This window comes from Streptomyces sp. NPDC031445 (genome assembly GCF_055581365.1).
In genome coordinates, this window is sequence record NZ_JBVIJO010000004.1 from 395,276 (window position 1) to 421,428 (window position 26,153).

23 protein-coding genes are annotated in these 26,153 nt (G+C 72.6%); 11 read left to right on the forward strand and 12 right to left on the reverse strand.

The features are described 5' to 3' along the window. A partial coding sequence (locus ACZ5DC_RS14515; RefSeq protein ID WP_468652599.1) for a hypothetical protein occupies nt 1–539 on the reverse strand: 539 nt, incomplete at its 3' end. A gap of 152 nt (nt 540–691) precedes the next feature. Between ACZ5DC_RS14515 and ACZ5DC_RS14520 the strand changes: the two genes are divergently transcribed. The 3 genes from ACZ5DC_RS14520 to hutH all read left to right on the forward strand — a co-directional run bounded on the left by ACZ5DC_RS14520 (nt 692) and on the right by hutH (nt 4,422). Continuing rightward, nucleotides 692–1,486, forward strand: a complete 795-nt coding sequence (locus ACZ5DC_RS14520; RefSeq protein ID WP_468652601.1) for an enoyl-CoA hydratase/isomerase family protein — start codon at nt 692–694, stop codon at nt 1,484–1,486. Nucleotides 1,487–1,652: 166 nt separating this feature from the next. Beyond that, nucleotides 1,653–2,795: a GGDEF domain-containing protein gene (locus ACZ5DC_RS14525; RefSeq protein ID WP_468652603.1), complete on the forward strand. Its 1,143-nt coding sequence runs from the start codon at nt 1,653–1,655 to the stop codon at nt 2,793–2,795. A gap of 88 nt (nt 2,796–2,883) precedes the next feature. Beyond that, entirely contained in the window at nt 2,884–4,422 is a 1,539-nt protein-coding gene (gene hutH, locus ACZ5DC_RS14530; protein ID WP_468652810.1) for a histidine ammonia-lyase, read from the forward strand. A 55-nt stretch (nt 4,423–4,477) separates the two neighbouring features. Here hutH and ACZ5DC_RS14535 read toward each other — a convergent pair whose 3' ends face one another. Beyond that, the gene (locus ACZ5DC_RS14535) at nt 4,478–5,275 is read right to left on the reverse strand and encodes a hypothetical protein (RefSeq protein ID WP_468652605.1); all 798 of its coding nucleotides are present in this window, start codon (nt 5,273–5,275) and stop codon (nt 4,478–4,480) included. A 42-nt stretch (nt 5,276–5,317) separates the two neighbouring features. Continuing rightward, the gene (locus tag ACZ5DC_RS14540; RefSeq protein ID WP_468652607.1) at nt 5,318–5,644 is read right to left on the reverse strand and encodes an LAETG motif-containing sortase-dependent surface protein; all 327 of its coding nucleotides are present in this window, start codon (nt 5,642–5,644) and stop codon (nt 5,318–5,320) included. A gap of 109 nt (nt 5,645–5,753) precedes the next feature. Here ACZ5DC_RS14540 and ACZ5DC_RS14545 point away from each other — a divergent pair, with 109 nt between their 5' ends. The 5 genes from ACZ5DC_RS14545 (at nt 5,754) to ACZ5DC_RS14565 (ending at nt 13,536) form a co-directional block, all read left to right on the forward strand. After that, on the forward strand, nt 5,754–6,098 hold the full coding sequence (locus ACZ5DC_RS14545) for a hypothetical protein (protein ID WP_468652609.1): 345 nt from the start codon (nt 5,754–5,756) through the stop codon (nt 6,096–6,098). Nucleotides 6,099–6,334: 236 nt separating this feature from the next. Then, the gene (locus ACZ5DC_RS14550; protein ID WP_468652611.1) at nt 6,335–7,582 is read left to right on the forward strand and encodes a L,D-transpeptidase; all 1,248 of its coding nucleotides are present in this window, start codon (nt 6,335–6,337) and stop codon (nt 7,580–7,582) included. A gap of 166 nt (nt 7,583–7,748) precedes the next feature. After that, nucleotides 7,749–9,182, forward strand: coding sequence for an ABC transporter permease (locus ACZ5DC_RS14555; protein ID WP_468652613.1), 1,434 nt, complete (start codon nt 7,749–7,751; stop codon nt 9,180–9,182). 122 nt (nt 9,183–9,304) lie between these two features. Then, the gene (locus ACZ5DC_RS14560) at nt 9,305–9,988 is read left to right on the forward strand and encodes an ABC transporter ATP-binding protein (protein ID WP_468652615.1); all 684 of its coding nucleotides are present in this window, start codon (nt 9,305–9,307) and stop codon (nt 9,986–9,988) included. Nucleotides 9,989–10,290: 302 nt separating this feature from the next. Continuing rightward, nucleotides 10,291–13,536, forward strand: a complete 3,246-nt coding sequence (locus ACZ5DC_RS14565) for a S8 family peptidase (protein WP_468652617.1) — start codon at nt 10,291–10,293, stop codon at nt 13,534–13,536. A gap of 69 nt (nt 13,537–13,605) precedes the next feature. On the opposite strand, the gene ACZ5DC_RS14570 is transcribed toward ACZ5DC_RS14565, so the two are convergent. Next, nucleotides 13,606–14,514: a helix-turn-helix domain-containing protein gene (locus tag ACZ5DC_RS14570; protein ID WP_468652619.1), complete on the reverse strand. Its 909-nt coding sequence runs from the start codon at nt 14,512–14,514 to the stop codon at nt 13,606–13,608. Between the two features lie 171 nt (nt 14,515–14,685). On the opposite strand from ACZ5DC_RS14570, the gene ACZ5DC_RS14575 reads away from it, so the two are divergent. Continuing rightward, complete coding sequence (locus ACZ5DC_RS14575) at nt 14,686–15,726, forward strand: NAD(P)-dependent alcohol dehydrogenase (RefSeq protein ID WP_468652621.1); 1,041 nt, start codon at nt 14,686–14,688, stop codon at nt 15,724–15,726. 193 nt (nt 15,727–15,919) lie between these two features. Here the strand turns inward: ACZ5DC_RS14575 and ACZ5DC_RS14580 are convergent, their stop codons facing one another. The 5 genes from ACZ5DC_RS14580 to ACZ5DC_RS14600 form a co-directional block, all read right to left on the reverse strand. Next, entirely contained in the window at nt 15,920–16,645 is a 726-nt protein-coding gene (locus ACZ5DC_RS14580) for a type 1 glutamine amidotransferase family protein (RefSeq protein ID WP_468652623.1), read from the reverse strand. Nucleotides 16,646–16,729: 84 nt separating this feature from the next. Next, entirely contained in the window at nt 16,730–17,395 is a 666-nt protein-coding gene (gene msrA, locus ACZ5DC_RS14585; protein ID WP_468652625.1) for a peptide-methionine (S)-S-oxide reductase MsrA, read from the reverse strand. Between the two features lie 90 nt (nt 17,396–17,485). Beyond that, entirely contained in the window at nt 17,486–18,604 is a 1,119-nt protein-coding gene (locus tag ACZ5DC_RS14590; RefSeq protein ID WP_468652627.1) for a hypothetical protein, read from the reverse strand. An 82-nt stretch (nt 18,605–18,686) separates the two neighbouring features. Then, nucleotides 18,687–20,318, reverse strand: coding sequence for a M48 family metalloprotease (locus tag ACZ5DC_RS14595; protein ID WP_468652629.1), 1,632 nt, complete (start codon nt 20,316–20,318; stop codon nt 18,687–18,689). Between the two features lie 218 nt (nt 20,319–20,536). Beyond that, complete coding sequence (locus ACZ5DC_RS14600; protein WP_468652631.1) at nt 20,537–21,655, reverse strand: hypothetical protein; 1,119 nt, start codon at nt 21,653–21,655, stop codon at nt 20,537–20,539. A gap of 216 nt (nt 21,656–21,871) precedes the next feature. Here ACZ5DC_RS14600 and ACZ5DC_RS14605 point away from each other — a divergent pair, with 216 nt between their 5' ends. Next, nucleotides 21,872–23,029 carry a cystathionine gamma-synthase gene (locus tag ACZ5DC_RS14605; RefSeq protein ID WP_468652633.1) on the forward strand — a complete coding sequence of 386 codons (1,158 nt, stop codon included), beginning with the start codon at nt 21,872–21,874 and terminating at the stop codon, nt 23,027–23,029. A gap of 6 nt (nt 23,030–23,035) precedes the next feature. Here ACZ5DC_RS14605 and ACZ5DC_RS14610 read toward each other — a convergent pair whose 3' ends face one another. From ACZ5DC_RS14610 to ACZ5DC_RS14620, 3 genes are all read right to left on the reverse strand, one after another. Then, the gene (locus ACZ5DC_RS14610) at nt 23,036–23,284 is read right to left on the reverse strand and encodes a hypothetical protein (RefSeq protein ID WP_468652635.1); all 249 of its coding nucleotides are present in this window, start codon (nt 23,282–23,284) and stop codon (nt 23,036–23,038) included. A 94-nt stretch (nt 23,285–23,378) separates the two neighbouring features. Continuing rightward, complete coding sequence (locus tag ACZ5DC_RS14615) at nt 23,379–23,882, reverse strand: sigma factor-like helix-turn-helix DNA-binding protein (protein WP_468652637.1); 504 nt, start codon at nt 23,880–23,882, stop codon at nt 23,379–23,381. 137 nt (nt 23,883–24,019) lie between these two features. Beyond that, nucleotides 24,020–24,526 carry a MarR family winged helix-turn-helix transcriptional regulator gene (locus ACZ5DC_RS14620; RefSeq protein WP_468652812.1) on the reverse strand — a complete coding sequence of 169 codons (507 nt, stop codon included), beginning with the start codon at nt 24,524–24,526 and terminating at the stop codon, nt 24,020–24,022. Between the two features lie 161 nt (nt 24,527–24,687). Here ACZ5DC_RS14620 and ilvA point away from each other — a divergent pair, with 161 nt between their 5' ends. Continuing rightward, nucleotides 24,688–25,917 carry a threonine ammonia-lyase gene (gene ilvA / locus ACZ5DC_RS14625; RefSeq protein ID WP_468652639.1) on the forward strand — a complete coding sequence of 410 codons (1,230 nt, stop codon included), beginning with the start codon at nt 24,688–24,690 and terminating at the stop codon, nt 25,915–25,917. Nucleotides 25,918–26,153: the final 236 nt, after the last annotated feature.

The window sequence follows — 26,153 nt, forward strand, 5'->3', positions numbered from 1 at the left end:
TGGCCGTGGCCGGGGGTGGGGGTGGCGGTCGGCGTGGGGGTCGCCGGGGCCGGGCGCGGGGCGGACGCCGTCGGCGCGGGCGGCCGGGACGTGCCGCTCGGCGGGCCCGGGGTCCGGCTCGGCAGGGCGGTCGGTACGGCGGTGCCGCCGGGCGTGGCCGTGCCGGGGGCCGGGGCCGGTGCCGTACCGGCCGGGGTGCCGGCGGGCACCGGCACGAGGCTCCTGCCGCCCATGGCGGAGGTCGCCGACGGCAGGGCGGTCGGGGCGGCGGCGATGGTGGCCGCGATGCCGGCGGAGCGGTCCGCGGGACGTTCGCCCGGCCCGGTCCTGGGCTCGGCCTCCGCGGTGCCCGGCGCGCCGACTCCCGCGTCCGGGGCGGCCCGTACCAGGCTGAGCACGCCCGCGGCCAGGGCGAGGCCGCCGGCGGCCAGCAGCACCTTGCGCGGGCGGGGCTTGCGGTGCCGGCCGCGCCGTACGCCCGGCGTGCGCTCCGGCGCGCGTTCCCGCTCGGCGCCGGAGTGTGCAGGTATCGGTGTCATGGGTCCCGGACGCTATGCGCTCGTGTGGGCGGTGTGCGGGGAGAAGGCCGGGATGTCACTCGAACGGGTGTAGCCCCCTGGACTTCACGGGAAGGAACCCGGCTGCGATGATCGGGGCGACGGATGTTAACCCGCGTTAACCGGAGGGTGTCATGGGTGAGGAGCGGTTCGGGGAGTTCGTGCTGGTGCGGCGGCACGGGCACGTCGCGGAGCTGGTGCTGGACCGGCCCAAGGCGATGAACGCGGTCTCCACGGAGATGGCACGCTCCCTCACGAGCGCCTGCGCCGCGCTCTCCGCCGACCGGGACGCCCGGGTGGTCGTCCTCACCTCGTCGCACGAACGGGCGTTCTGCGTGGGGGCGGACCTGAAGGAGCGGAACTCCTTCACGGACGCCGACCTGATGCGCCAGCGACCGGTGACGCGCGGGTCGTACACCGGGGTGCTGGAGCTGCCGATGCCGACGATCGCGGCGGTGCACGGCTTCGCGCTCGGCGGCGGGTTCGAGCTGGCGCTGTCCTGCGACCTGATCGTGGCGGACGGCACCGCCGTGGTGGGGCTGCCGGAGGTGTCCGTGGGCGTGATCCCGGGCGGCGGCGGGACCCAGCTGCTGCCCCGGCGGGTCGGCGCGGCCCGCGCGGCCGAGCTGATCTTCTCGGCGCGGCGGGTGGAGGCGGCGGAGGCGGCCGAGCTGGGGCTGGTGGACCACCTGGTCGAGCCCGGCCGGGACCGCGAGGAGGCGCTGGCGCTGGCCGAGCGGATCGCCGGGAACTCGCCGGTGGGGCTGCGGGCGGCGAAGCGGGCGCTGCGCCTGGGGCACGGGCTGGACCTGCGGGCCGGGCTGGAGGTGGAGGACGCGGCCTGGCGCTCGGTGGCCTTCTCGGGCGACCGGGCGGAGGGAGTGGCGGCCTTCAACGAGAAGCGCAAGCCGCAGTGGCCGGGAGAGTAGGGCACCGACCGGCCCCCCTCGGGCTCCGAAGGAGCGCGGGGAACCGTGCGACCAGCGTCGACGCACCCGCACAGTGACCCGCACCCCGCGCAGCGCCGTGCTCCGTCCGCCACCTGATCGCCGCACCCACACCCCCAAACCACCCATTCCTCCCTAACCTGGAGTAATGGGTGAGGACAAGCGGCTGGCCGCAGTCGTGGCGCTGGCGCAGGGCATGGCGGCGGCGCACACCCCGCGGGAGTGCTGGCAGGCCGCCGCCCGCGGCGCCTGCCACGCGCTCGACGGCAGCTTCGCCGCGCTGTCGGTGTGGGAACGCGAACTCGGCCGGCTCCGGGTCCTCGTCAACGTGGGCGACCGCGCCCCGGACGAGGAGGAGTTCCCGGAGGCCGAGACCTACCCGGTGCACCAGTTCCCGGAGATCACCGAGTTCCTGCACGAGCGGTGGGCCGGCGGCGGGGGCCCCAACGCCTGGGTGGAGACGGCCGAGGGCACGGCGAAAGGCACCCCCGGCTACTTCCACCAGCGCGTCGCCGCCCTGCGCCGCCGGGGCCGCGGCTGCTGCGTGGTCGCCCCGGTCGTCCTGCACGGGCGGGCCTGGGGCGAGCTGTACGTGGCGCGGCCGGTCGGCGAGGCGTCCTTCGCGCGGGGCGACGCCGACTTCGCGACCGTCCTCGCCGCCGTCGTGGCCGCGGGCATCGCGCAGACCGAGCGGCTGGAGGAGGCCCGCCGGCTCGCGTTCACCGACGCCCTCACCGGCCTGGCCAACCGCCGTGCCGTGGACGTACGCCTGGAGGAGGCCGTGGAGCGGCACCGCGCGCAGGGCGTGGTCGTCAGCCTGGTGGTCTGCGACCTCAACGGGCTCAAGCGGGTCAACGACACCCTCGGGCACGCCGTCGGCGACCGCCTCCTCGAACGCTTCGGCTCGGTGCTGTCGCTGTGCGGCGCGATGGTGCCGGGCGCGCTGGCCGCGCGGCTCGGCGGGGACGAGTTCTGTCTGCTCGCGGTCGGGCCGTCCGCCGACGACGTGGTGAAGGCGGCCGACGAGCTGTGCCGGCGGGCCGGCGAGCTGGAACCGGGGGAGGGCGTCGCCTGCGGGGTCGCCTCGACCGAGGACGCGATCGGCGAGGTGCGGGACGCGCGCCGGCTGTTCCGGCTCGCGGACGCCGCCCAGTACCGGGCGAAGGCGCTGCGCCTGGACCGGCCGGTGGTGGCCGGCCGGGAGGGGCCGGACGATCCGGTGGTGCGGCTGGCCGACGCGCCACCGCCCGCACGGGCCGAACGGCGCCGGTTCCGCGGACGCCGGCCGTGAGGCGAAGCCCACACCGCGCGGTAAGGGGTGCTCCCGGCCCCCACTAGTGACACCGGCGCATTCAATGCGTACGCTCCTGAATATGGATATGCACACTGTGGTGGTGGGGACGTCCGGCGTCACCGCGTCCGACGTTCTCGCCGTGGCGCGCGGCGGTGCCCGCGTCGAGCTGTCGGCGGAGGCGGTGGCGGCTCTCGCGGCGGCCCGGGAGATCGTGGACGCGCTCGCGGCCAAGCCCGACCCGGTCTACGGCGTCTCCACCGGCTTCGGCGCCCTGGCGACCCGGCACATCAGCCAGGAACTGCGTGCCCAGCTACAGCGCAACATCGTCCGCTCGCACGCCGCCGGCATGGGCCCCCGGGTGGAGCGCGAGGTCGTACGGGCCCTGATGTTCCTGCGCCTGAAGACCGTCTGCTCCGGGCACACCGGTGTGCGGCCCGAGGTCGCGCAGACCATGGCCGACGTGCTGAACGCCGGGATCACCCCGGTCGTGCACGAGTACGGCTCCCTCGGCTGCTCCGGTGACCTGGCCCCGCTGTCCCACTGCGCCCTCACCCTCATGGGAGAAGGGGAGGCGGAGGGCCCCGACGGCACCCTCCGGCCCGCCGGCGAGCTGCTCGCCGAGCACGGGATCGCCCCCGTCGAGCTGCGCGAGAAGGAGGGCCTCGCCCTCCTCAACGGCACCGACGGCATGCTCGGCATGCTGGTCATGGCCCTCGCCGACCTCGACACCCTCTACAAGTCCGCCGACATAACCGCCGCCCTCAGCCTGGAGGCGCTGCTCGGGACCGACAAGGTGCTCGCGCCCGAACTGCACGCCATCCGGCCCCATCCGGGCCAGGGCGCCTCCGCCGCCAACATGCTCGCGGTGCTCAAGGGTTCCCAGCTCACCGGGCATCACCAGGACGACGCGCCCCGCGTCCAGGACGCCTACTCGGTGCGCTGCGCCCCGCAGGTCGCCGGCGCCGGCCGCGACACCCTCGCGCACGCCCGCCTGGTCGCCGAGCGGGAGCTGGCCTCCGCCGTCGACAACCCGGTGGTACTGCCCGACGGCCGTGTGGAGTCCAACGGCAACTTCCACGGCGCTCCGGTCGCCTACGTCCTGGACTTCCTCGCCATCGCCGCCGCCGACCTCGGCTCCATCGCCGAGCGCCGCACCGACCGGCTGCTGGACAAGAACCGCAGCCACGGCCTGCCGCCGTTCCTCGCCGACGACGCCGGCGTGGACTCCGGTCTGATGATCGCCCAGTACACGCAGGCCGCGCTGGTCAGCGAGCTGAAGCGGCTCGCCGTCCCGGCCTCCGCGGACTCCATCCCGTCCTCCGCCATGCAGGAGGACCACGTCTCCATGGGCTGGTCGGCCGCGCGCAAGCTGCGCACCGCCGTGGACAACCTCACCCGGGTCATCGCCATCGAGCTGTACGCGGCCACCCGCGCCATCGAGCTGCGCGAGGGCCTCACCCCGGCGCCCGCCTCCCAGGAGGTCATCGAGGCCGTCCGGGCCGCGGGTGTGCGGGGTCCGGGCCCGGACCGGTTCCTGGCGCCCGACCTGGCCGCCGCCGACGCGTTCGTGCGCGGCGGCGATCTCGTGGCGGCCGTGGAGAAGGTCACCGGCCCGCTCCAGTGAGCGCGCAGGGGCCCCGGCACAGCGGCCGGGGCCCCTCCACGCTACGGACGCGTCGTCACTTCAGCTTGGCGGCCTGCGCCTTCACCACGGGAGCGGAGACCGTGTAGGCCTTCTTGCTCATCATCGCCCCGATGTTGATCGTCGTGTAGGTGGCGAGGGTGTTCCCGTGCCGCACGACCTCGGCGTGCAGCGGCATGGCGCCGTCCTCGCCCGCGTCGTTGGTCGCGGTGAAGGCCACCGACGCGTCACCCGTGCCCGAGGACTTCTCCTCGGCGACGTTGGTGAACTTGCCCTTCTGGCCGTCCTGCACGCCGGAGAAGCCGCCCGCGCAGGACTTGACCGCGTCGGAGACCGACTTCAGGGCCCGCTCGGCGCCGTCGCCGTCGTACGAGGCCAGGGTGACCACGGTGACGTCCAGGTCCATGGACTTGTTGATCGCGTCCTCGAACTTGCCGTCGGACAGGTCGTCCAGGGACGTGGGGTCGTCCGTGGGGTTCTTCTTCTTGTCCTGCGTGACCATGCGGCTGGTGTCCGCGGCCGGCTCACCGGGCGCGATGCCGGTGGACGCCTGGAGCACCGGCCGGCACTTGGCGTCGTCGGACGTGACCTTGGCGCGGTCGGGGATGCCGCCCTCGACGGGACCCACCTCGTACCCGGGCACCTCGCCCTTGGCGATGATCAGCTTCTTCAGTTCGGCGGCGCTCAGCGCCTTCGCGGCCGGCTTCGCCGCGTCCGGGCCCTTGGCGTCCCCGGAGTCCTTCGACCCCCCGTCGCCACAGCCCGTGACGAGGGCGAGCGACAGCACGCTCACAGCCGCGGTGGCGCACAGCCGCACGCCCGATGATCTCTTCATGAGCGAACTATGAGCGGGCTGTCAAAGTTCCGTCAAGGATGATTAAAAGCCCAGGCGTTCGCGGCGCACCGCATACACGACGAATCCGGCACCCACGGCGAGGAAGAGGCTGCCGCCGACGACGTACGGGGTGGTGTCGAAGCTACCCGTGTCGGCCAGCCCGGCCTCCTCCGCCGCTTCCCGGCCGGTGTCCTCGGTGGTGGCCACCGTGACCGCTCTCGCCTGCGTGACCTGCGTCGGCGCGGACGTCCGCGCCGTCTGTCGCGCCGGGGCGTCCTGCGAGGCGTTCGCGGACGGGACGAACCACAGGGCACACAGCAGGGTGCCCGCGGCGGTGGCGGTCAGCAGCGGACGGCGAGCGGATGACACGGAATATCGATCCCCTTGTGACGCTGGCGAATTGGCCGTGTGGGGCGATGTTAGTGAAAATCGCGGGTCACAGGAAAGTCACGGGAGGTTTCGGCCGTACGCTCCCGCCATGAGCACAGAAGAGACATCACGTTTTGTGCGGCTTCGCGTGGAGCTGGTGCTGGAAGTCCAGGACGACGACCAGGTGGCCAAGGCCGCGCTGCGCCGGATCGCCGCGGACCCGGAGCTGCCGGAGGGGGAGCGGGCCCAGGCCGAGACGGCTGTGACGGAAGACACCGCGGAGGCCCTGGCGTATCTCGTGGACCCGTTCGACCTGGTGGCCGAGGTGCCCGGAGTGGAACTCCAGCAGGCGTCCTGGTCCAGCGAGCGGGTCGACTACGACCCCGATTCGCCCGACTGGGACCTGGACGAGGATGATGGGGCGGACGACGAGGAAGAGGACGGCATCGGCTGAGCGTCGCGGGGCACCCTGGACCCCGGACGGCAACCGCCGTCCGGGGTTTCGTCGTCCCAGGGGGCGCACGGACCGAATCCCGCACCACCCGCCGCCGTGGACGACCGCGTTCCGCGGACGTGGGATGCCCCACAGCCCGACGGGCTGGGGAACGGCAGGTACCGGCCGTAGCGTTGAACGTTCTCGGCGGGGACTCTCGGGGTTATCGCGACTCGGCAACGATGGAGAAGCTTGTGATGACGAACAGTATGCGGCGTAGGCGCCTGACGGCCGCGTCCGCTCTGCTCGGTGGTGTGCTGGTGCTGACGGCGTGTTCCGGCGGCGATGCCGGCTCCGCTTCCGGCGGCAACGACACCTCGCAGGCCAGGGCCGACGAGGCGGCGGCCAAGAAGTCGTCGGAGGCGCAGATCACCATCACGCCCAAGGACGGCTCCGACAACGCGTCGATCAACAACTCCGCGGCCGTCTCGGTGCGCAAGGGCACGCTCACTTCGGTCACGATGACCAGCCAGGACGGAAAGACGGTCGCCGGGCAGCTGTCCGCCGACAAGAAGAGCTGGAAGCCCAGCGTCCAGCTCGAGCGCTCCACCACCTACAGGCTCGCCGCGGCGGCCAAGGACTCCGGGGGCCGCATAGCCCACGAGAACGCGTCCTTCACCACGGTCTCCCCGGCCAACAGCTTCATCGGCACCTTCACCCCGGACAACGGCGCCACGGTCGGCGTCGGCATGCCGGTGTCGATCAACTTCGACAAGGCGATCACCAACAAGGCGGCCGTGCAGAAGGGCATCACGGTCAGCTCCAGCAGCGGCCAGGAGGTCGCCTGCCACTGGTTCAACGCCAACCGCATGGACTGCCGCCCGGAGGAGTACTGGAAGGAAGGCTCCACCGTCACCCTGAAGCTCGCGCTCGACGGCGTCCAGGGCGCCAGCGGCGTCTACGGCGTCCAGCAGAAGACGGTCACCTTCCACATCGGCCGCAACCAGGTCTCGTACGTCGACGCGAAGACCAAGCAGATGAAGATCACGCAGGACGGAAAGGTCGTCAAGACCATACCGATCTCCGCCGGCTCGCCCGAGAACAAGACGTACGAGGGCCAGATGGTGATCTCCGAGAAGTTCAAGGAGACCCGGATGAACGGCGCGACGGTCGGCTTCACCGACGACGACGGCAAGGGCGAGTACGACATCAAGGACGTGCCGCACGCCATGCGCCTGACCAACTCCGGCACCTTCATCCACGGGAACTACTGGGGCGACCCCTCGGTGTTCGGCAACGTCAACACCAGCCACGGCTGTGTGGGCCTTCAGGACAAGAAGGGCGCCAACGACCCCAGCACGCCGGCGGCCTGGTTCTACGAGCACTCGGTGATCGGTGACGTCGTGGTCGTCCAGAACACCGGCGACAAGACCGTCTCGCCGGACAACGGCCTCAACGGCTGGAACATGGACTGGGCGCAGTGGAAGGCCGGCTCGGCCGTCTGACGCTCCCTCACCCGCCGCGCCGGTGCCGCCCCTCACGGGCGGCACCGGCTTTTTCACGGCTGCCCGCCCGGGAGTCCGGGGGCCGGTGGAAGCCGGTGGAAGCCTTCTCATGCTTCTCTTATGTCGGCCTTATGGTGCCATCACGGTCCGTCCCTAGCTTGCGGCCATGTTCTTCACCTACCTGAGGCGCGAACTGCGCCGCCGCAGAAAGGCGGCCCTCGTCGTCGCCTCCGGCCTCGCGCTGGGCATCGCGCTGGTCATCGTGGTCGACTCCGTGTCCAACGGCATGGGGCAGGCCCAGGACAAGGTGCTCCAGTCGCTGTACGGGCTGGGGACCGACATGACGGTGACCAAGGCGGCGTCGGCGTCCACCGGTGACGCCCAGCGGCCCCGCTTCCGGTTCGACGCGCAGAACGACGGCGACGACTCCCAGCAGAGCAGCGACCGCGTGATGGTGCGGGGCTTCCAGACCCTGCCGGCGTCCACGGTGACCAAGGTGGGCTCGCAGTCCGGCGTCTCGGACGCGGTCGGCGGGCTGAGCCTTCAGGTCCTCAAGGTCAGCGGGCAGTTCACGCGGGGTCAGTTCCAGCAGGGCGGGAGCGGCGGCTTCCAGCGGGGCGGCGGGAACGGTCGGCCCCAGGGCGAGGTGAAGGGCGGCGGCGCCGACTTCGACGTCAACACCTACTCGGTGTACGGCACCGACGTCACCAAGCCCGGCCTGGGCCCGCTGACCTCCTCGAAGATCACCAGCGGCCGAACCTTCAAGACGACGGAGACCGGCGCGGCGGTCGTCGTGGCGGACTCCGCCTACGCCAAGGAGAAGAAGTACGAGGTCGGCTCCACCGTCACCGTCAAGGGCGTCGAGTTCACGGTGATCGGCATCGCCACCGCCGACTCGGCCGCCGACCTGTACATCCCGCTGAAGCGGGCCCAGACCCTCGGCGACGCGAAGGACAAGGTCACCACGGTCTACGTCAAGGCCGCCGACTCGAAGAAGATCGACAGCGTCAAGTCGGCGATCCGGAAGAACGTCCCGGGTACGACGGTCACCACCTCCGCCGACCTCGCGGACACCGTCTCCGGCTCCCTGTCCACGGCCTCCTCCCTCGCCGCGAACGTCGGCACGTGGCTGTCCCTGGCGGTGCTGGTGGCCGCGTTCCTGGTGGCCGGCCTGCTCACCTCCTCGGCGGTCTCCCGCCGGGTCCGCGAGTTCGGCACGCTGAAGGCGCTGGGCTGGCGGTCGGGCCGGGTGACCCGGCAGGTGGTCGGCGAGGCCATGGTCAACGGCCTGGTCGGCGGCGTCCTCGGCATCGCCCTCGGCCTGGCGGGCGCGTACGTCGTGACCGCCGTCAGCCCCGGCCTCCAGGCCCAGGTCGGCGGCGGCACGGGCAGCGGCCCCGGCGGTGGCGGCGGCTTCCCGGGGGGCCCCGGCCGGCGGACGGCGAAGACCCTGGAGGTGGCCCTCACGGCCCCGGTGAGCGTGACGACGATCGTCCTGGCGGTGGGCCTGGCGGTGGCGGGCGGCCTGATCGCGGGCGCGTTCGGCGGCTGGCGCGCGTCCAGGCTGCGCCCGGCGGACGCGCTGAGGCGGGTGGAGTAGGGCCGGCTTCCCGGCGGGGCCCGCCGGTCCGGTCGAGGGGCGCGGGGAAACGCGCGCCCGCCCCCGCGGACCGACGGCCAGAACCAGCGCGCACCCACCCCGAGACAGATCCCGGAGCCCCCATGTACGAACTGAACAACGTCACCAAGCGCTACACCCGGGGCAAGGACACCGTCCACGCCCTCGACGGAATCGACCTCACCGTCCCCGACGGGGACAGGCTCGTCATCCAGGGCCCCACCGGCGGCGGGAAGTCCACGCTCCTGCAGATGCTCGGCGGCCTCGACCGCCCCACCTCCGGTGAAGTCGTCCTGGACGGCACCGATCTGGCCAGGCTGAGCGAGGCCCGGCTGACCGGGGTCCGCAGCGAGAGCATCGGCTTCGTCTTCCAGTCCTTCAACCTCATCCCGACCCTCACCGCCCAGGAGAACGTGGAGACCGCGCTCGTCCCCCTCGGCATCAAGGTGAAGGAGCGCCGCGAACTCGCCGCCGAGGCCCTTCGGTCCGTCGGCCTGGGCGAGCGCCTCGGACACCTTCCCGGCGAGATGTCCGGAGGGCAGCAGCAGCGCGTCGCCATCGCCCGGGCCGTCGTGAAGAAACCCAAGGTGCTGCTGGCCGACGAGCCGACCGGCAACCTCGACGAGGGAACGCGGGACGAGATCATGGACGTGCTCGAACGCCTGTGGCTGGAGCACGGGTTGACGTTCATCATGGTCACCCACGACTCCACGCTGGCGAAGAAGGCCCCGCGCCTGGCCACCCTGCGCAAGGGCAGGATCACCGTGAAGGAGAACGCGGCCACCTGACGGCGCATAACACGAGCGGATCGCGGCGCACTTCGCGGTTGTGTAACGGTGTCCCGGCCGCCGCGTAACAGTTTCCTGGCAAGCCTTCTTACCGTCCTTTCATCTATTGAGCCCACTGATCACCCCCCGGCATACTGCGTGGTCCGGGGGGTTGACGTGCATACGTACGAGTCCGCCCCCGAACGGGTGAACGGGGAATTCGCCCGGTACTCCATCTCCAGGGGGAGAACTTGCGCAGACAAGTGAAAAGAGCGGCTGCGGCCACCGTGGCGACGGCCGCAGCAGTCGCCCTCGCAGCGGGTATGACCAGCCCGGCGTCGGCGAAGTCCGACCGCGCCTCGGTGGCCGCCACGGCCGCCTCGAAGGCCGCCGTCAAGCACCACGTCACCCTGATCACCGGTGACCGCGTCGCCCTCGACGCCAAGGGCCGCGTCGTCGGCCTGGAGCGGGCCAAGGGACGCGAGCACATACCCTTCCAGGTCCGCAAGACCTCCGGGCACACGCTGGTCGTCCCCGCCGACGCGGCCCGCCTGGTCGCCTCCGGCACGCTGGACCAGCGCCTGTTCGACGTCACCGAGCTGAACAAGGCCGCCACCCGCAAGGCCCAGAAGAACGGCCTGAAGGTCATCGTCGGCTACCGCGGCACCGCGGCCGCCGCCAAGGCCGACGTCCGCGACGCGGGCACCCTGCGCCGCAGCCTGAAGGCGCTCAACGCGGACGCCGTACAGACCCCGGTCAAGGACACCGCCGACCTGTGGGCCGCCGTCACCAACGGCGACAAGTCCGCCTCCGGCATCGCCCACGTCTGGCTCGACGGCGTCCGCAAGGCCGCCCTCGACAAGTCCGTGCCGCAGATCGGCGCCCCCACCGCGTGGGCCGCCGGCTACACCGGCAAGGGCGTGAAGGTCGCCGTCCTGGACACCGGCGTGGACACCAGCCACCCGGACCTCAAGGACCAGGTGATCGAGTCCAAGAACTTCACCGCCGCCGCCGACGCCAAGGACCACTTCGGCCACGGCACGCACGTCGCGTCCATCGTGGCCGGCACCGGCGCCAAGTCGGGCGGCAAGTACAAGGGTGTGGCCCCGGACGCCAAGCTCCTCAACGGCAAGGTCCTGGACGACAGCGGCTTCGGTGACGACTCCGGCATCCTCGCCGGCATGGAGTGGGCGGCCTCCCAGGGCGCCGACGTCATCAACCTGAGCCTCGGCGGCTACGACACCCCCGAGATCGACCCGCTCGAGGCCGAGGTCAACAAGCTCTCCGCCGAGAAGGGCGTCCTGTTCGCGATCGCCGCGGGCAACGAGGGCCCCCAGTCGATCGGTTCGCCGGGCAGCGCGGACGCCGCGCTCACCGTCGGCGCCGTCGACGACAAGGACAAGCTCGCCGACTTCTCCTCCACCGGCCCGCGCACCGGCGACGGCGCCATCAAGCCGGACGTCACCGCGCCGGGCGTGGACATCACCGCCGCCGCGGCCAAGGGCAGCGTCATCGACCAGGAGGTCGGCGAGAAGCCCGACGGCTACCTGACCATCTCCGGCACCTCGATGGCCACCCCGCACGTCGCGGGCGCCGCCGCCATCCTGAAGCAGGAGCACCCGGACTGGGGCTACACCGAGCTGAAGGGCGCCCTCACCGGCTCCACCAAGGGCGGCAAGTACACCCCGTTCCAGCAGGGTACGGGCCGCATCCAGGTCGACAAGGCCATCAAGCAGTCGATCGTCGCCGACCCGGTGTCGGTGAGCTTCGGCGTGCAGCAGTGGCCGCACACCGACGACAAGCCGGTCACCAAGAAGCTGACGTACCGCAACCTCGGTGACAAGGACGTCACGCTCACTCTGAGCAGCACCGCCACCAACCCCAAGGGCGCGGCGGCCCCGTCCGGCTTCTTCCAGCTCGGCGCGACGACCGTGACCGTCCCCGCGCACGGCACCGCCTCGGTCGACTTCACCGTCGACACCAAGCTGGGCGGCACCGTCGACGGCGACTACTCGGCGTACGTCACGGCGACGGGCGACGGCCAGACCGTCCGCACGGCCGCCGCGGTGCAGCGCGAGGTCGAGTCGTACGACCTGACCCTGAAGTTCATCGGCCGCGACGGCAAGCCGGCCCCGTACTACAACGCCGACGTCAGCGGCGTGGCGGGCCTGGCCAACGGCGTCTGGCTGACCCCGTACGACAAGTCCGGCACGGTGAAGGTGCGCGCGCCCAAGGGCACGTACATCCTCAACACCTCCGTCTACGCCGACCCTCAGGACGCCTCCAAGGGCGCCGACTGGATCGCGCAGCCGAAGCTGACCGTCGACAAGAAGCAGACGATCACCATCGACGCGCGCAAGACCAAGCCGGTGGACATCACCGTCCCGGCCTCGGGCCTGAAGTCCCAGTTCGCCTCGCCGGAGTACGACGTCACCGTCGGCAACGGCCAGTACGGCTTCGGCTGGTTCCTCGACTCGTACAAGAACTTCCGCACCGCCCACCTGGGCCCGCAGCTGCCCGCCGGGACGCTGTGGCAGCAGTGGGACGGCCACTGGACCAAGGGCGCGACCGAGCAGTACGACGTCACCTCCGGCGGTGCCGTCAAGCAGCTCGCCACCGGCTACACCAAGCACTACAAGGCGGGCGACCTCGCCACGGTGAAGGCACGGCTGGGCGCGGCGGCGAGCGGCAAGACCGGCTCGATCGACGCGGTGGGCTGGCTGCCCGGCAGCTCCGGCGCCTCCTCCATCAGCATCCCGCAGAAGCTGCCCGGCACCCGCACCCTGCACCTGTCCGCCACCGGCGGCGTGCAGTGGGAGCTGGACTTCCAGCAGAACGGCGGGGTCGACCAGGACGGCTTCCCGGTCACCGAGGCCGGCTACGGGCTCGGCCAGTTCACCTTCAAGGGCGGCAAGACCTACACCAAGACGGTCAACACCGCCGTCTTCGGCCCGCACCTGAGCAAGGACTACGGCCTGTTCCGCGACGGCAACGAGATCTTCGGCGTGCTGCCGCTGTTCGCCGACTCCGCCAAGCACGCCGGGTCCTCGCAGTTCACCTCGGTGAACACCACGCTGTACCGCAACGGCGCCAAGGTCGGCTCGAACAAGGACCCGCTGTTCGGCGACGCCACCTTCAAGGTGCCGTCCGGTGACGCGGCGTACAAGCTGACCACCTCGGTCAAGCGGTCCGCGAAGGTGTCGCAGGCCTCGACGCGCATCGACGCGACCTGGACCTTCCGCTCCAAGAAGCCGGCGGACTTCGTCCAGCTGCCCGCCTCCGCGCTGCACTTCGGCGCCACGACCGGCCTGGACAGCCGTGTCACGGCCGGCAAGACGGTCACCTTCCCGGTCACCGTGGAGGGCTCCGCCGCCGGCAGGAACCTGAAGTCCCTCGCCGTCTACGTCTCCTACGACGGCAAGAACTTCAAGAAGGTCACCGTCAAGAACGGCAAGATCACCGTCAAGAACCCGGCGAAGAACAAGGCGATCTCGTTCCGCGCCAACATCACCGACAAGAAGGGCAACACGTCGGCGATCACGATCTACAACGCGTACTTCGGCAAGTAGGCCACAGCGCGGTAGACCGTCACGCTCCTTGACGAGGGGTGCACCGGAGGACAGCCTCCGGTGCACCCCTCAGCGCGTTGCCGCGCGCGTCGCGTCGGCGCCCCAGCTGCCCAGCAGACGCAGGGAGTCCGCGGAGGCGGAGTCCGGATCGGCGTGGTAGGTGACCAGGGACTGCTCCGAGCCGTCCGTCAGGCGGAAGCTCTCGAAGTTCAAAGCCAGGTCGCCCACCAGGGGGTGGTGCAGGTGCTTGACGCCGTGGCTCTTCTCCTTGACGTCATGCGTGGCCCACAGCCGGCGGAACTCCTCGCTCTTGACGGACAGCTCACCCACCAGGGCCGACAGACGCGCGTCGTCCGGATCGCACCCCGCGTCCATCCGCAGGGCGCACACGATGTCGATCGCCTTCTGCTCCCAGTCGACGAACAGCTCGCGGTAGGCGGGGCGCAGGAAGACCAGCCGCGCCCAGTTGCGCTCACCGGGCGGCAGCTCCCCCCAGTCACCGAAGAGGGCCGCCGTCATCCGGTTCCAGGCGAGGATCTCCGAGCGCCGGCCCACGACGTACGCCGGTACGCCCTCCATGCTGTCCAGCAGGTGCCGCAGCACCGCCCGCACCTGCTGCTGCCGCACCGTCGGCTTCTTCTTGTGCGCCTTCGGCTTGGCCAGGCGGGTCAGGTGCGCGTGCTCGGCGTCCGTCAGCCGCAGCGCCCGGGCGATCGAGTCCAGCACCTCGGCCGAGACGTTACGGCCGTTGCCCTGCTCAAGACGGGTGTAGTACGCCACCGACACCCCGGCCAGCTGCGCCAGCTCCTCACGGCGCAGCCCCGGCACCCGGCGCTGCCGTCCGAACCCGGCCAGTCCCACGTCCTCGGGCTTCAGCCGGGCCCGCCGGCTGCGCAGGAACTCGCTCAGCTCCGCCCGCCGGTCCAGGGTCCGTCCGGTGGCCACGCTCGCGTCCGGCTGCTCGTCCCCGCTGTCCATGCGTCCAGTATTCCCGGTCGTACGCGCGGCAGCCTGACCCCGCCAGTGGTAGGCACGACGGTCGTACGCAAAAGCGTGGTCTGGGTGGGCGGCGCCCCGCCCGGCAGGCTGGAGACCGTGCCCGGCGGGAAGGCAGCCGGGCGCGAGACCCCCCGCTAGGAGATCCTCCGCATGACCACTGTTGCCGCATACGCCGCGCCCGCCGCGAAGGCCCCGCTGGAGCGGACGACCATCGAGCGACGCGAGGTCGGCGAGCACGACGTCCTGATCGACATCAAGTTCGCCGGTATCTGCCACTCCGACATCCACCAGGCCCGCGAGGGCTGGGGCGAGGCGATCTTCCCGATGGTCCCCGGCCACGAGATCGCGGGCGTGGTCGCCGAGGCCGGCCCCGGCGTGACGAAGTTCCGGGTCGGCGACCGGGTCGGGGTCGGCTGCATGGTCGACTCCTGCCGCGAGTGCGAGAACTGCCTGCGAGGCGAGGAGCAGTACTGCCTCAACGGCATGGTCGGCACCTACAACGCCGTCGGCAAGGACGGCGAGCCCACCTACGGCGGCTACTCCGAGAAGATCGTCGTCGACGAGAACTACGTCCTGCGCATCCCCGACGGGCTGTCCCTGGACGTCGCCGCGCCGCTGCTCTGCGCGGGCATCACCACCTACTCCCCGCTGAGCCACTGGAACGCCGGCCCCGGCAAGAAGGTCGCGATCGTCGGCCTCGGCGGTCTCGGCCACATGGCCGTCAAGATCGCGCACGCCATGGGCGCCGAGGTGACGGTCCTGTCCCAGTCCCTGCGCAAGAAGGACGACGGGCTCAGGCTGGGCGCCGACCACTACCACGCCACCAGCGACCCGAAGACCTTCGAAAAGCTGGCCGGCACCTTCGACCTGATCGTGTCGACCGTGTCCGCGCCGATGGACTTCGGCGCGCTGCTGTCGCTGCTGAAGACGGACGGCGCGCTGGTGAACGTGGGCGCCCCCGAGGACCCCGTCGCGCTCAACCTCTTCTCGGTGATCGGCGGCCGCAAGACGCTCGCCGGCTCCATGATCGGCGGCATCCGCGAGACCCAGGAGATGCTGGACTTCTGCGCCGAGCACGGCATCGGCGCCGAGATCGAGCTGATCAGCGCGGCCGAGGTCAACGAGGCGTACGAGCGGGTGCTGGCGAGCGACGTCCGCTACCGCTTCGTGATCGACACGGCCACGATCTGACCTGCGGTCCGGCCCGGGCGTGGTCGTGCCCGGGCGCGGCCCTGCCGGGCCGTAGTCCTGCGAGGCCGCAGCCCTGCCGGGCTACGGCCTGCCGGGCTACGGCCCGCGGCGGACGGTCTGCCGGGTGCGGATCGTCTGCCGGGTGCCGGCCGTCGTGGCCGTTCGCGCAGTTCCCCCGGCCCCTTCGGGGGCGCTATCCGAGACGGAAACCCTCCCCGGCGCCGTACGCCCGCACCAGGACGGCTCCGTCGGCCGCCGGCCGTACGACATGGACCCGGCCCGACCCGGCCGCCCGGGCCTCGCCGTCCCCCACCGTGAGCAGTGTGTTCTCGTCCACGGCGACCCCGTAGGGCGCGTCCCCCCGCGCGACCGCCGTCACCAGCCGGGCCAGCGTGCCCCACTGGGCCGCGTGCACGTCCACCGCGAACGGCACCAGGCCGAGCCCCGGCCGGACCTCGATCTCCGCCAGATCCTCCCCGGTCTCCTCCGCACACACCGGGACCCCGTCCAGCAGCCACCCGCCGACCAGGGCCCGCCGCGCGGCCACGGCGGCACCGGCGGAGAAACCGGCGTACGGCATCCCGCGCGCCGCCAGCAGCGCCGGCAGCCGCTCCAGGCAGTCCGCCAGCGCGTCCAGGTAGGCGGGTGTCAGCCCCCCGCACACCAGCAGCCCGTCGATCCCGTCCAGCGCGGCCTCCGGCTCGAAGAGGCCGCCGAGCGGCACGAGCAGCGGCACCGGCGTGCACGGCGGCCCGGCCTTCCGCAGCGCCGCCGCGTACCGCTCGAACTGCGCGGCCCCGTCCCCCTCGTCGAGGACCAGACACCCGACCCGCCGCCCACCACCCAGCTCCCGCAGGAACGGCTCGTACACCTCGGCGCGGTCCCAGCCCCCACCGATGAGAAAAACCCGACTGCCCATGCCCTCCCCTTCGCTCCGTGTCGAACCGTCTCGACACGGGGGTGAATCTACGGGGAGGGACCGGGAACCGCCGCCGGATTCAGCTCAGCCCTGCGCCTCGGCGACCCCGACCGGACAGGACAGACCGGTGCCGCCCAGGCCGCAGTAACCCGCGGGGTTCTTGTCGAGGTACTGCTGGTGATATGCCTCGGCCGGGTAGAAGGTGCGGCCCTGTGCCGGGAGGATCTCCGTGGTGATCGTGCCGTAGCCGGAGGAGGTCAGGACCTTCTGGTAGGTTTCGCGGGAGGCCAGCGCCGTGGCCGCCTGCTCCGGGGTGTGGGTGTAGATCGCCGAGCGGTACTGGGTGCCCACGTCATTGCCCTGACGGAAGCCCTGCGTGGGGTTGTGGGACTCCCAGAAGGTCTTGAGCAGGCGGTCGTACGAGATCTGCCGCGGGTCGTAGACCACGCGGACGGCCTCCGTGTGGCCGGTCAGGCCCGAACAGACCTCCTCGTACGTCGGGTTCTCGGTGTAGCCGCCCTGGTAGCCGACCAGGGTGGTGTGCACGCCCGCCGGGAGCCGCCAGAACGTGCGCTCCGCGCCCCAGAAGCAGCCCAGGGCGAAGTCGGCGACCTCCAGGCCCTCCGGGTACGGGCCGAGGAGCGGGGTGCCGAGGACGGTGTGCCGGTGGGGGACCTCGTAGGGGAGTGCGGGGCGGCCCGTGAGTGCCTGCTCGGGGGTGGGCAGCCGGGGCGTGCGGCCGAAGAGCATGGGGTCTCCCTGTCGGTCGGGGGATGGGGTGCCGGGCGGCCTCGCCGGCCGGCACCGCCCACAACGTCCGGGCGACCCGCCGCATTCCGGTCAGGCGGGCGCCGCGGCGGTCTCCCGCACCGCCCGCACCACGGTGTCGCGGACCTGGCAGTAGTGCCCGGCCATGTCGCCCCGGTAGCGCCACGGCAGCGCGTTCACATGGCCGTCCACCAGCTTGAACTGCTCCAGCGCCGCCTCGTTGCGGTCCTGGAGGTGCAGGTAGAACGCCAGCAGGTGCCGCAGCTCCGGCAACCGCGGGTGGGACGGGTCCGCCGCCGCGGCGTCCTGGAGCGCCGCCTCGACCCGGGCCAGCATCTCCGGCGTGTTGTCGGCCGCGGTGTCCTCCGACTCGTCGTGCTCGAAGTGCGCGATGAGCGGCAGCGCCGTCAGCAGGCTGCCCAACGGCGCGTCGGCGGCGGCCCGTTCGGCGAACTCGAAGGCCAGCCGTTCGGAGCCGCGCCACTTCGCGCACCAGTACTGGAGCGCCGAGAAGTGGGCCTCGTAGTGGTGCGGGGCGCGGGCGGAGATCTGCGCCCACAGCTTGTCCATGTCGGCGTTCGGATAGCCGAGGCCGAGCGCCACCCATGTCTCCGCGATGTACGGAGTGGGGTCCTGCGGGTTCAGCGCCGCCGCCCGGGTGATCTCCGCACGGGCCGAGACCAGCGTGCGGTGGAAGCCCTCGGCCTGCTCCCGGGTCGTGTACCGGGCCGTCTTCGCACCGCGCAGCTTCCAGGCGAGGATCACCGTGCTGCGCGCCCGCACCACGGCGGCGCCGGGGTCTTCGCGCCGCTCGGCCTCCCAGTCCAGCAGCCACGCGTCCTCCTCGGCCGCGCGGTCCGCCAGCAGGTACACGAGCGCCGACCGGCGCTCCCAGTCGCGGCCGACCGCCGCGAGCAGGTCGGCGGCCGGCCGCCAGTCACCGCCGCGGACCGCGGTGAGCGCGGCGGTCCACTCCGCCGGCAGGGGCGCGGCCAGGTCGGTGTTCTGCCGCTCGGCGGGCAGCAGCCCGAGCTTCTGTGCGGCCTGCGCGGCCTCCGCCGCCTCGGCGACCTCCGCGTCGTCGTCGGGGCTCGGGTGGAACAGCTCCTTCAGGAACACCCAGGCCAGCCACAGCACGAAGAGCAGCGTGGGCACGGCCAGGATGCCCAGGATCCAGAAGAGGACGGTCATCGGGGTCGGGTCCGTTCGTTTCGGGAGGTACGGCAGTGGGGGCGGGCGCGGGCCTGCCGGGCAGTCGGCGGGCCGTGGTCCGTCAGGCGTTCTGGGTGGCCGGCGGCAGGAGCGCCCGCAGCCGTGTGGTCTCGGGGTGGTCGGCGACCGCCGCCTCCACGGCAGCCTCCAGCGCCGCCTCCGGGCCGTCGTCCTCCGTCTGCGAGCCCCAGCCGGGCAGCCGCACCGCCGCCGGGCGGGTCCAGGAGAACTCCCAGTGCAGCAGCGAACGGGAGCTGAACTCGGCCAGCACCATGGTGCGCAGCGAGCGGCGCAGCACGGGCCGGACGAACTCGCGGAACGCCCGCCCCTTCGCGGCGGCGGCCTCCTCCGACAGCGGCAGCTGCTCGGCCACCCGCCACAGCCGGCCGTCGTCGATGACGTCCAGCAGCGCGGACAGCGTCGGCGGCTGACCGGTGTACTGCGCCAGCGCCCGGTGCAGCGGGGTCCGCGCCGCCGACAGGCCCGTGGCCATCGAGGCGTCCAGCAGGTCCTCCCAGCCGCCCGCGCGCGGGTAACCGAGCAGCTCGTCGGCGAGGACGGCGTCCTCCAGGGCGGCCAGGGTGCGCGCCGGGTCGGCCAGCAGGGCCAGCGCCGCCCCCTTGGCCTCGTCGGTGCGGCCGTCCGCGGGCAGCGCCTCGACCCGGCGCACCCGCTCGGCGATCGGCGGGTGCGAGTCGTACGGCCCGGCCGGCTCCTCCGGAAGCTGTGAGCGGAGCCCCGCGAGCTCCAGTTCACGGGCCGTCAGCAGCCGGCCGAAGCCGCCGAAGAACTCGCCGCGCGGCGGCAGCAGCCGGGCCTGCAGGCCGAGGGTGGCGTAGGACTCCAGGTAGAAATCGTGGGAGGCGGACAGGACCGGGACCTCGCGCAGCGCCGACGCGGTCGCGTCCCGTCCGGCGATCCGGGCGGCGGTCAGGTCGGCGGCGAACTCCTGGCCGCGCGCGGTGGAGAGGGAGGCGCGCAGGTAGAGCTTGCCGTAGGCGGTGTAGATCCTCGCCATCGTCCGGTACGTCGCTCCGACGCCGGTCGTGTCGATCCGCTTGGCCTTCTTGCCCTTGGCGATCCGCTTGGCGGACGCCCGTTCCTGCCGGGCCCGGTCGGCGGCCACCTTGTCGTCCGCCTTCTCGTGGAACTGGCCGATGACCCGGCCGATCTGCACGCGCCCGCGCACGACGAGCGCGGAGAGCCGGGTGTCCCCGCCGGTGAAGTGCCCGAACTCGTGGGCGAGTACGGACCGCAGCTGGGCCTCGGTCAGGCCGGTCAGCAGCGGGACGCCGAGGTAGAGCCGGCGCGGGCCGGGGAGCAGGCCGAGCAGCCGCGGGTTCTCGCTGACGGCCGCGTTGACCTCGCCGGTGAGCAGGATGCGGTCGGGCGCGCGGGTGCCGGCCGCCGCGGCCAGCTCCCGGACCAGCGCCCACAGCCGGGGCTCGTCGGCCTCGGTGACCGGGATGCCGGGCCCGTCCTCGCCCTTCGGGGTGCGCAGCATCAGCATGCCGCGGACGACGGGGACGGCCAGCAGTACCGTGATGAAGCCGACCTTCACGGTGAGCGGGCCGTGTCCCCAGCCGAACACGAGGACGTCGACGCCGATCAGCGCGGCGAGCAGGACGAGGCTCAGCAGGTAGAAGCCGAACAGCAGGACGAGGGCGCGCAGCGCGCGCAGAGTTGCGCCCATCGGGCAGATCCCCCCACAGGACCAAAGGAAAAGGGACATGACGGAGCGCCGGGCCGGCGGCGGGCCGGTCGGCCGCGGGCGGTGCCTGGCGGTGCCGGCGGTGCTGAGTGGTGCGGTGTGGGGGGATGCGGAGTATGCCCTACCGCAGGTCAGAAGGGCAATGCGGATTTCGGGGGCGGGAAGGGTGGCGGTCCCGGGACGGGGCCCGGAGGGGTGCGTCAGCCGGGAAGACCGGCCGGGCTGCCGCCGTTGGCCTCGTAACCGGCCACGGCCAGCGCGCGGTGCAGGGCGAACTCGGCGGCCGGATCGGCGGACAGGATCCACGGCAGCGCGCCGACGTGACCGTCGATGTGGATCAGCTGCTGCATGGCCTCCGCCCAGCGTTCGGCGCGGACCAGGAAGAACAGCAGCAGGTGCCGGACGTGCGGCAGCGTGGGGTCCTCGGGGCCGGCCGCGTGCACCGCGTGCAGCGCGCCGTGGATCGCCTTGGTGACGACCTCGCTCCGGTAGAAGCTCGCGACGAGGTTCACCTCCGGCAGGTGCTCGAACACCGCGAACAGCGGCAGCGCGGCGAGCAGCGAACCCTCCGGGGCACGGGCAGCGGCGGCCTCCGCGAAGGAGTACGCCTGCTCGCGCGAGCCGTGCCACTTCTCGCACCAGTACTGCAACGCGGCCAGGTGCGCGCCCATGTGGTGCGGGGCGCGGTCGAGGATCTTCAGCCACAGCTGGTCGAACTCGGCGTGCTGATAGGCCAGTCCGCGTGCGATGGACAGCTCCGTCACGTACGGCACCGGGTCACCGGGCGCCAGCAGGGCCGCCTGCGCACAGGCGTCCCGCGCCTCCTCCATGATGATGCGGAAGTCGTCCGTGCCCGGCGTCGACGTCCGCCAGGCCTGCTGCACCAGGAACTCCGCGTGGACGGCGGCGGCGCCCGCGTCCTTGGGCTGCTCGGCCCGCCACACCGGCAGCCACTGGCCACCCGGGGTCTCGTGCACCCCGCCGGGCCGCTGCTGCAACTCCAGCGCGGCGGCGCCGGCGAAGGCCTGCACCCGCTGCCAGCGCCGCTCGCCCCCGGACTCGGTGCCGGCCAGCAGCTGGGCGGCGGCCCGGTAGTCCTGCGTGCGCTGCACCAGCTCCAGGACCTGGAGCAGGTCCTCGTCCGGGCCGGGCAGGCGTACGTCCAGCTCCTCCTGGCGCAGGAAGCCGTAGGCCGCGGGGTCGGCGGCGTCCGGGTGTCCGGGGGGAACCTGCTCGATCACCCCGCGCCTGCGCCGTACGACCGGGAGCAGCACGAAGCCCAGCAGGAGCAGCGCCATCAGCAGCCAGAGAATCGACATGCCTCAAGCGAACCAGACGCCGCCGGCAATTGGCGAACCCCGCCGCCGGACTGTGGAAAACTCCGGGCGAGGACATGACAGCGGGATGCCTCGGAGGCGCACAGGGCGCCCGCCGGCGGCCGCCCGGCCGTTCGAGCATGACGGCCGGATCGCGCGGCGCGGCGAGAGTTCATGGCGGGCGTCACCATCCCGCCGGGCGCATTACGCTCGGTGCACATGAGCGACAGGCACATCAGTCAGCACTTCGAGACCCTCGCGATCCACGCGGGCAACACCGCGGATCCCCTCACCGGCGCGGTCGTCCCGCCGATCTACCAGGTCTCGACCTACAAGCAGGACGGCGTCGGCGGGCTCCGCGGCGGCTACGAGTACAGCCGTAGCGCCAACCCGACCCGGACGGCCCTGGAGGAGAACCTCGCCGCGCTGGAGGGCGGCCGCCGCGGCCTCGCCTTCGCGTCCGGCCTGGCGGCCGAGGACACCCTGCTGCGTACGCTGCTCACCCCCGGCGACCACGTGGTGATCCCGAACGACGCCTACGGCGGCACCTTCCGGCTCTTCGCGAAGGTCGCCACCCGCTGGGGGGTGGAGTGGTCGGTCGCCGACACCAGCGACCCGGCCGCCGTGCGGGCCGCGATCACCCCGAAGACCAAGGCCGTCTGGGTGGAGACCCCCTCCAACCCGCTGCTCGGCATCACCGACATCGCGGCCGTCGCCCAGGTCGCCCACGGCGCGGGCGCCAAGCTCGTCGTCGACAACACCTTCGCCACGCCCTACCTCCAGCAGCCGCTGGCGCTCGGCGCCGACGTCGTCGTGCACTCCCTGACCAAGTACATGGGCGGCCACTCCGACGTGGTCGGCGGCGCGCTGATCGTCTCCGACCCGGGGCTCGGCGAGGAACTGGCCTACCACCAGAACGCGATGGGCGCCGTCGCCGGCCCCTTCGACTCCTGGCTGGTGCTGCGCGGCACCAAGACCCTCGCGGTGCGCATGGACCGGCACAGCGAGAACGCCACGAAGATCGCCGACATGCTGTCCCGGCACGCGCGCGTGACGAGCGTGCTCTACCCGGGGCTGCCCGAGCACCCCGGGCACGAGGTCGCCGCCAAGCAGATGAAGGCGTTCGGCGGCATGGTGTCGTTCCGGGTCAGGGGCGGCGAGCAGGCCGCGGTCGACGTGTGCGACCGCGCCCAGGTGTTCACCCTCGGCGAGTCCCTCGGCGGTGTCGAGTCCCTCATCGAGCACCCCGGCCGGATGACGCACGCCTCCGTCGCCGGTTCCGCGCTGGAGGTCCCGGCCGACCTGGTGCGCCTGTCGGTCGGCATCGAGAACGTCGACGACCTGCTGGAGGACCTGCGGCAGGCCCTCGGCAAGTAGCGGGGGTCACCAGCCGGTCAGCGGTGGGGTCGTTTGCGAGGGCGGCTCCGCCCAGGGATGGGCGTCGGCCGCCCACACCGCGAAGACGACGGCCGCGACGCAGGCCAGCAGCCACAGGACCCGGCGGACGAGCCGCCGCTGCCGCAGCAGACGTTCCCCGCGGCGCACCGCGTCCGCGTGCAGCTCCGGCGGCACCGGAGCCCCGCCCCGCTCCATGATCCGCCGCACGGCGGCTTCCCGCTCGCCCCGCCTCACCACGGCCTCCCGCCGCCGGACCGGCGCTCCCGCGAGGAGGCGCCCCGGCGGCGGCCGTGCGGGGGGACGGGCCGTACGGGATCGCCGGCGCGGCTCACGACGGTGCCGCCCCGGTGTCCGCCGCGCGGGGGGCGACCGGGCGGGCGGGGTGCAGCACGTCGGCCGTCGCGCGGTCGCAGAGGCTGTGGACGCGTTCCACGGGCAGGCCGAGCAGGGCCGCCGTCTGCTCCTCGGCCACTCCCTCGTAGAACCGCAGGACCAGGACCAGCCGCTCGCGCGGTGCGAGCGCGGCCAGCGGGCTGCGCGGATCCGGCCGGGCGCGGCCGAAGGCGCCGTACCGGTGCCAGGTGGTGCGCGCGAAGCGGGTGGCGAGGTACTGGCGGGCGCAGTCGTACGGGTCCTCGCCGCGCAGCCGGTCCCAGCGGGCGTAGGTGTGGGCGAGCGCGAGCGTCAGCAGGCGCCGCGCGCGCGGGTTGGCCTCCGGCGCCTCGGCGGTGAGCAGCATGGCGGCGTGCAGCAGGCGCCCGGCCGCACCCGCGACGAACGCCTCGAACTCCCGGGTTCGGCGGGCATCACGGGCCACTTGCCGATCCCCCACCGCGCCTCCCCCCGACGGGGTCCCGCCCCGGCCGGGCCGGGACCGGTCCGGACGAACCCCTCTGCGGACCCGGTCTCATATCAGGCCAGTGACGGGCCGGGGTCAAGACCTAGGAACCCGCGCCGTGCGGCGCGCGGTCAGGAGGCCGGGGGCTGCTCCGCAGCCGGGACGCCCTGCACGGTCATCCGCGCGGAGAGCGCGTGGTTGAAGCGGGTGAGCAGCGTGCAGAACTGCTCGCGCTCCTCCGGCGCCCAGTCGTGGGTCAGCTCGGCCATGAGCTGACGCCGGGACGAGCGCACCTCCGCCAGCCGCGCGGCACCGCGCGGCGACAGCTGGAGCACCACCGCGCGCCCGTCCTCCGGGTGCGAGGTGCGCTTGACGAGCCCGGTGTCGACCAGGGGCGCCACCTGCCGGGTGACCGTGGAGGAGTCGATGCCCATGCTCGCGGCGAGCGCCTTGACGCCCATCGGGCCCTCGTTGTCGAGCCGGTTGAGCAGCAGGTACGCGGCACGGTCCATGGAGTTGCGCACCTGGCCGACGCCGCCGAGCCGCGTCTGTTCGGCACGGCGGGCGAACACCGCCACCTCGTGCTGGAGGGTGTCGAGGAGACCGGTGTCACCGACGGTCGTCATGTCCATCGACATTTCAGGTGTTGTGGGCATGGCCGGAGGCTCGCTTCATGAAGGGCTGCTGGTTGGGGGACAGAGTACGCGGCCCGGCGCCGGGCCGTACCGGCGCTGCACGAACCGGTCTCGCTGCTTGGTCAGGCCCGCCGTGCGCGAACGTGAACTGCGATGCTGGAGCCATGAGCTACCGCACGGCCGACTCCTTGCGCTCCGTGACCCTCGACGACGTGCGCGGCGCCCAGAAGATGCTCTCGGGAGTGGCCCGTGCGACCGCGATGGAGGGCAGCCGGCACCTGTCCCAGCTGGTCGGCGCGCCCGTGCATCTGAAGTGCGAGAACCTCCAGCGGACCGGCTCGTTCAAGCTGCGCGGCGCCTACGTGCGGATCGCCGGGCTGCTGCCGGAGGAGCGGGCGGCCGGTGTGGTGGCCGCGAGCGCCGGCAACCACGCGCAGGGCGTCGCGCTCGCCTCCTCCCTGCTCGGTGTGCACGCCACGGTGTTCATGCCGGAGGGCGCGCCGCTGCCGAAGATCAGCGCGACCCGGGACTACGGCGCCGAGGTGCGCCTGCACGGCCAGGTGGTCGACGAGACGCTGGCCGCCGCCCAGGAGTACGCCGACCGGACCGGCGCGGTGTTCATCCACCCCTTCGACCACCCGGACGTGATCGCCGGCCAGGGCACGGTCGGCCTGGAGATCCTGGAGCAGTGCCCGGAGGTCCGCACGATCGTCGTCGGCATGGGCGGCGGCGGGCTCGCGGCGGGGATCGCGGTGGGGGTGAAGGCGCTGCGGCCGGACGTGCGGATCGTCGGCGTGCAGGCGGAGGGGGCCGCCTGCTACCCGCCTTCGCTGGCCGCCGGGCGCCCGGTGTCGTTGCTGAGCCCGGCGACGATGGCCGACGGCATCAAGGTGGGGCGGCCCGGTGTGGTGCCGTTCGGGATCGTCGGCGAACTGGTCGACGAGGTGCGCACGGTCAGCGAGGACCAGTTGTCGGCGGCGCTGCTGCTCTGCCTGGAGCGGGCCAAGCTGGTCGTGGAGCCGGCCGGGGCGAGCCCGGTGGCGGCGCTGCTGGCCGCGCCGGACGCCTTCGGGGGCCCGGTCGTCGCGGTGCTCTCCGGCGGCAACGTCGATCCGGTGCTGATGCAGCGGGTGCTGCGGCACGGCATGGCCGCGCAGGGCCGTTACCTGGCCGTCCGGCTGCGGCTGACGGACCGGCCGGGCGCGCTCGCCACGCTGCTCGGGGTGCTGTCGGCGGCCGACGCCAACGTCCTCGACGTGAGCCACGTCCGCACCGGCCACGGTCTCGGTCTGACGGAGGCCGAGGTCGAGCTGCACCTGGAGACGAAGGGCCCGGCGCACTGCGCCGAGGTCGGCCGGGCCCTGCGGGAGGCCGGTTACACCGTCATGGACTGACCCGGCTGCACCGTCAAGGACCGACCCGGAACGGCCGGCCACGGCCACCACCCGTTCGGGCGAAGTCTCTTGAGAGACGCGATACATCGCGTTATGGTGTGTCGTGTGGTCGCCGGCCGGCCTGCCCGCACGAGCACCGCACCCGTGCGCACCGGCGTCCGCATCAGCGAAAACCACGGGCACGGCCGGGCGAACAAACCTAGCCTTTGCGAAGAATCCGTCCCCGAAATCCCCGA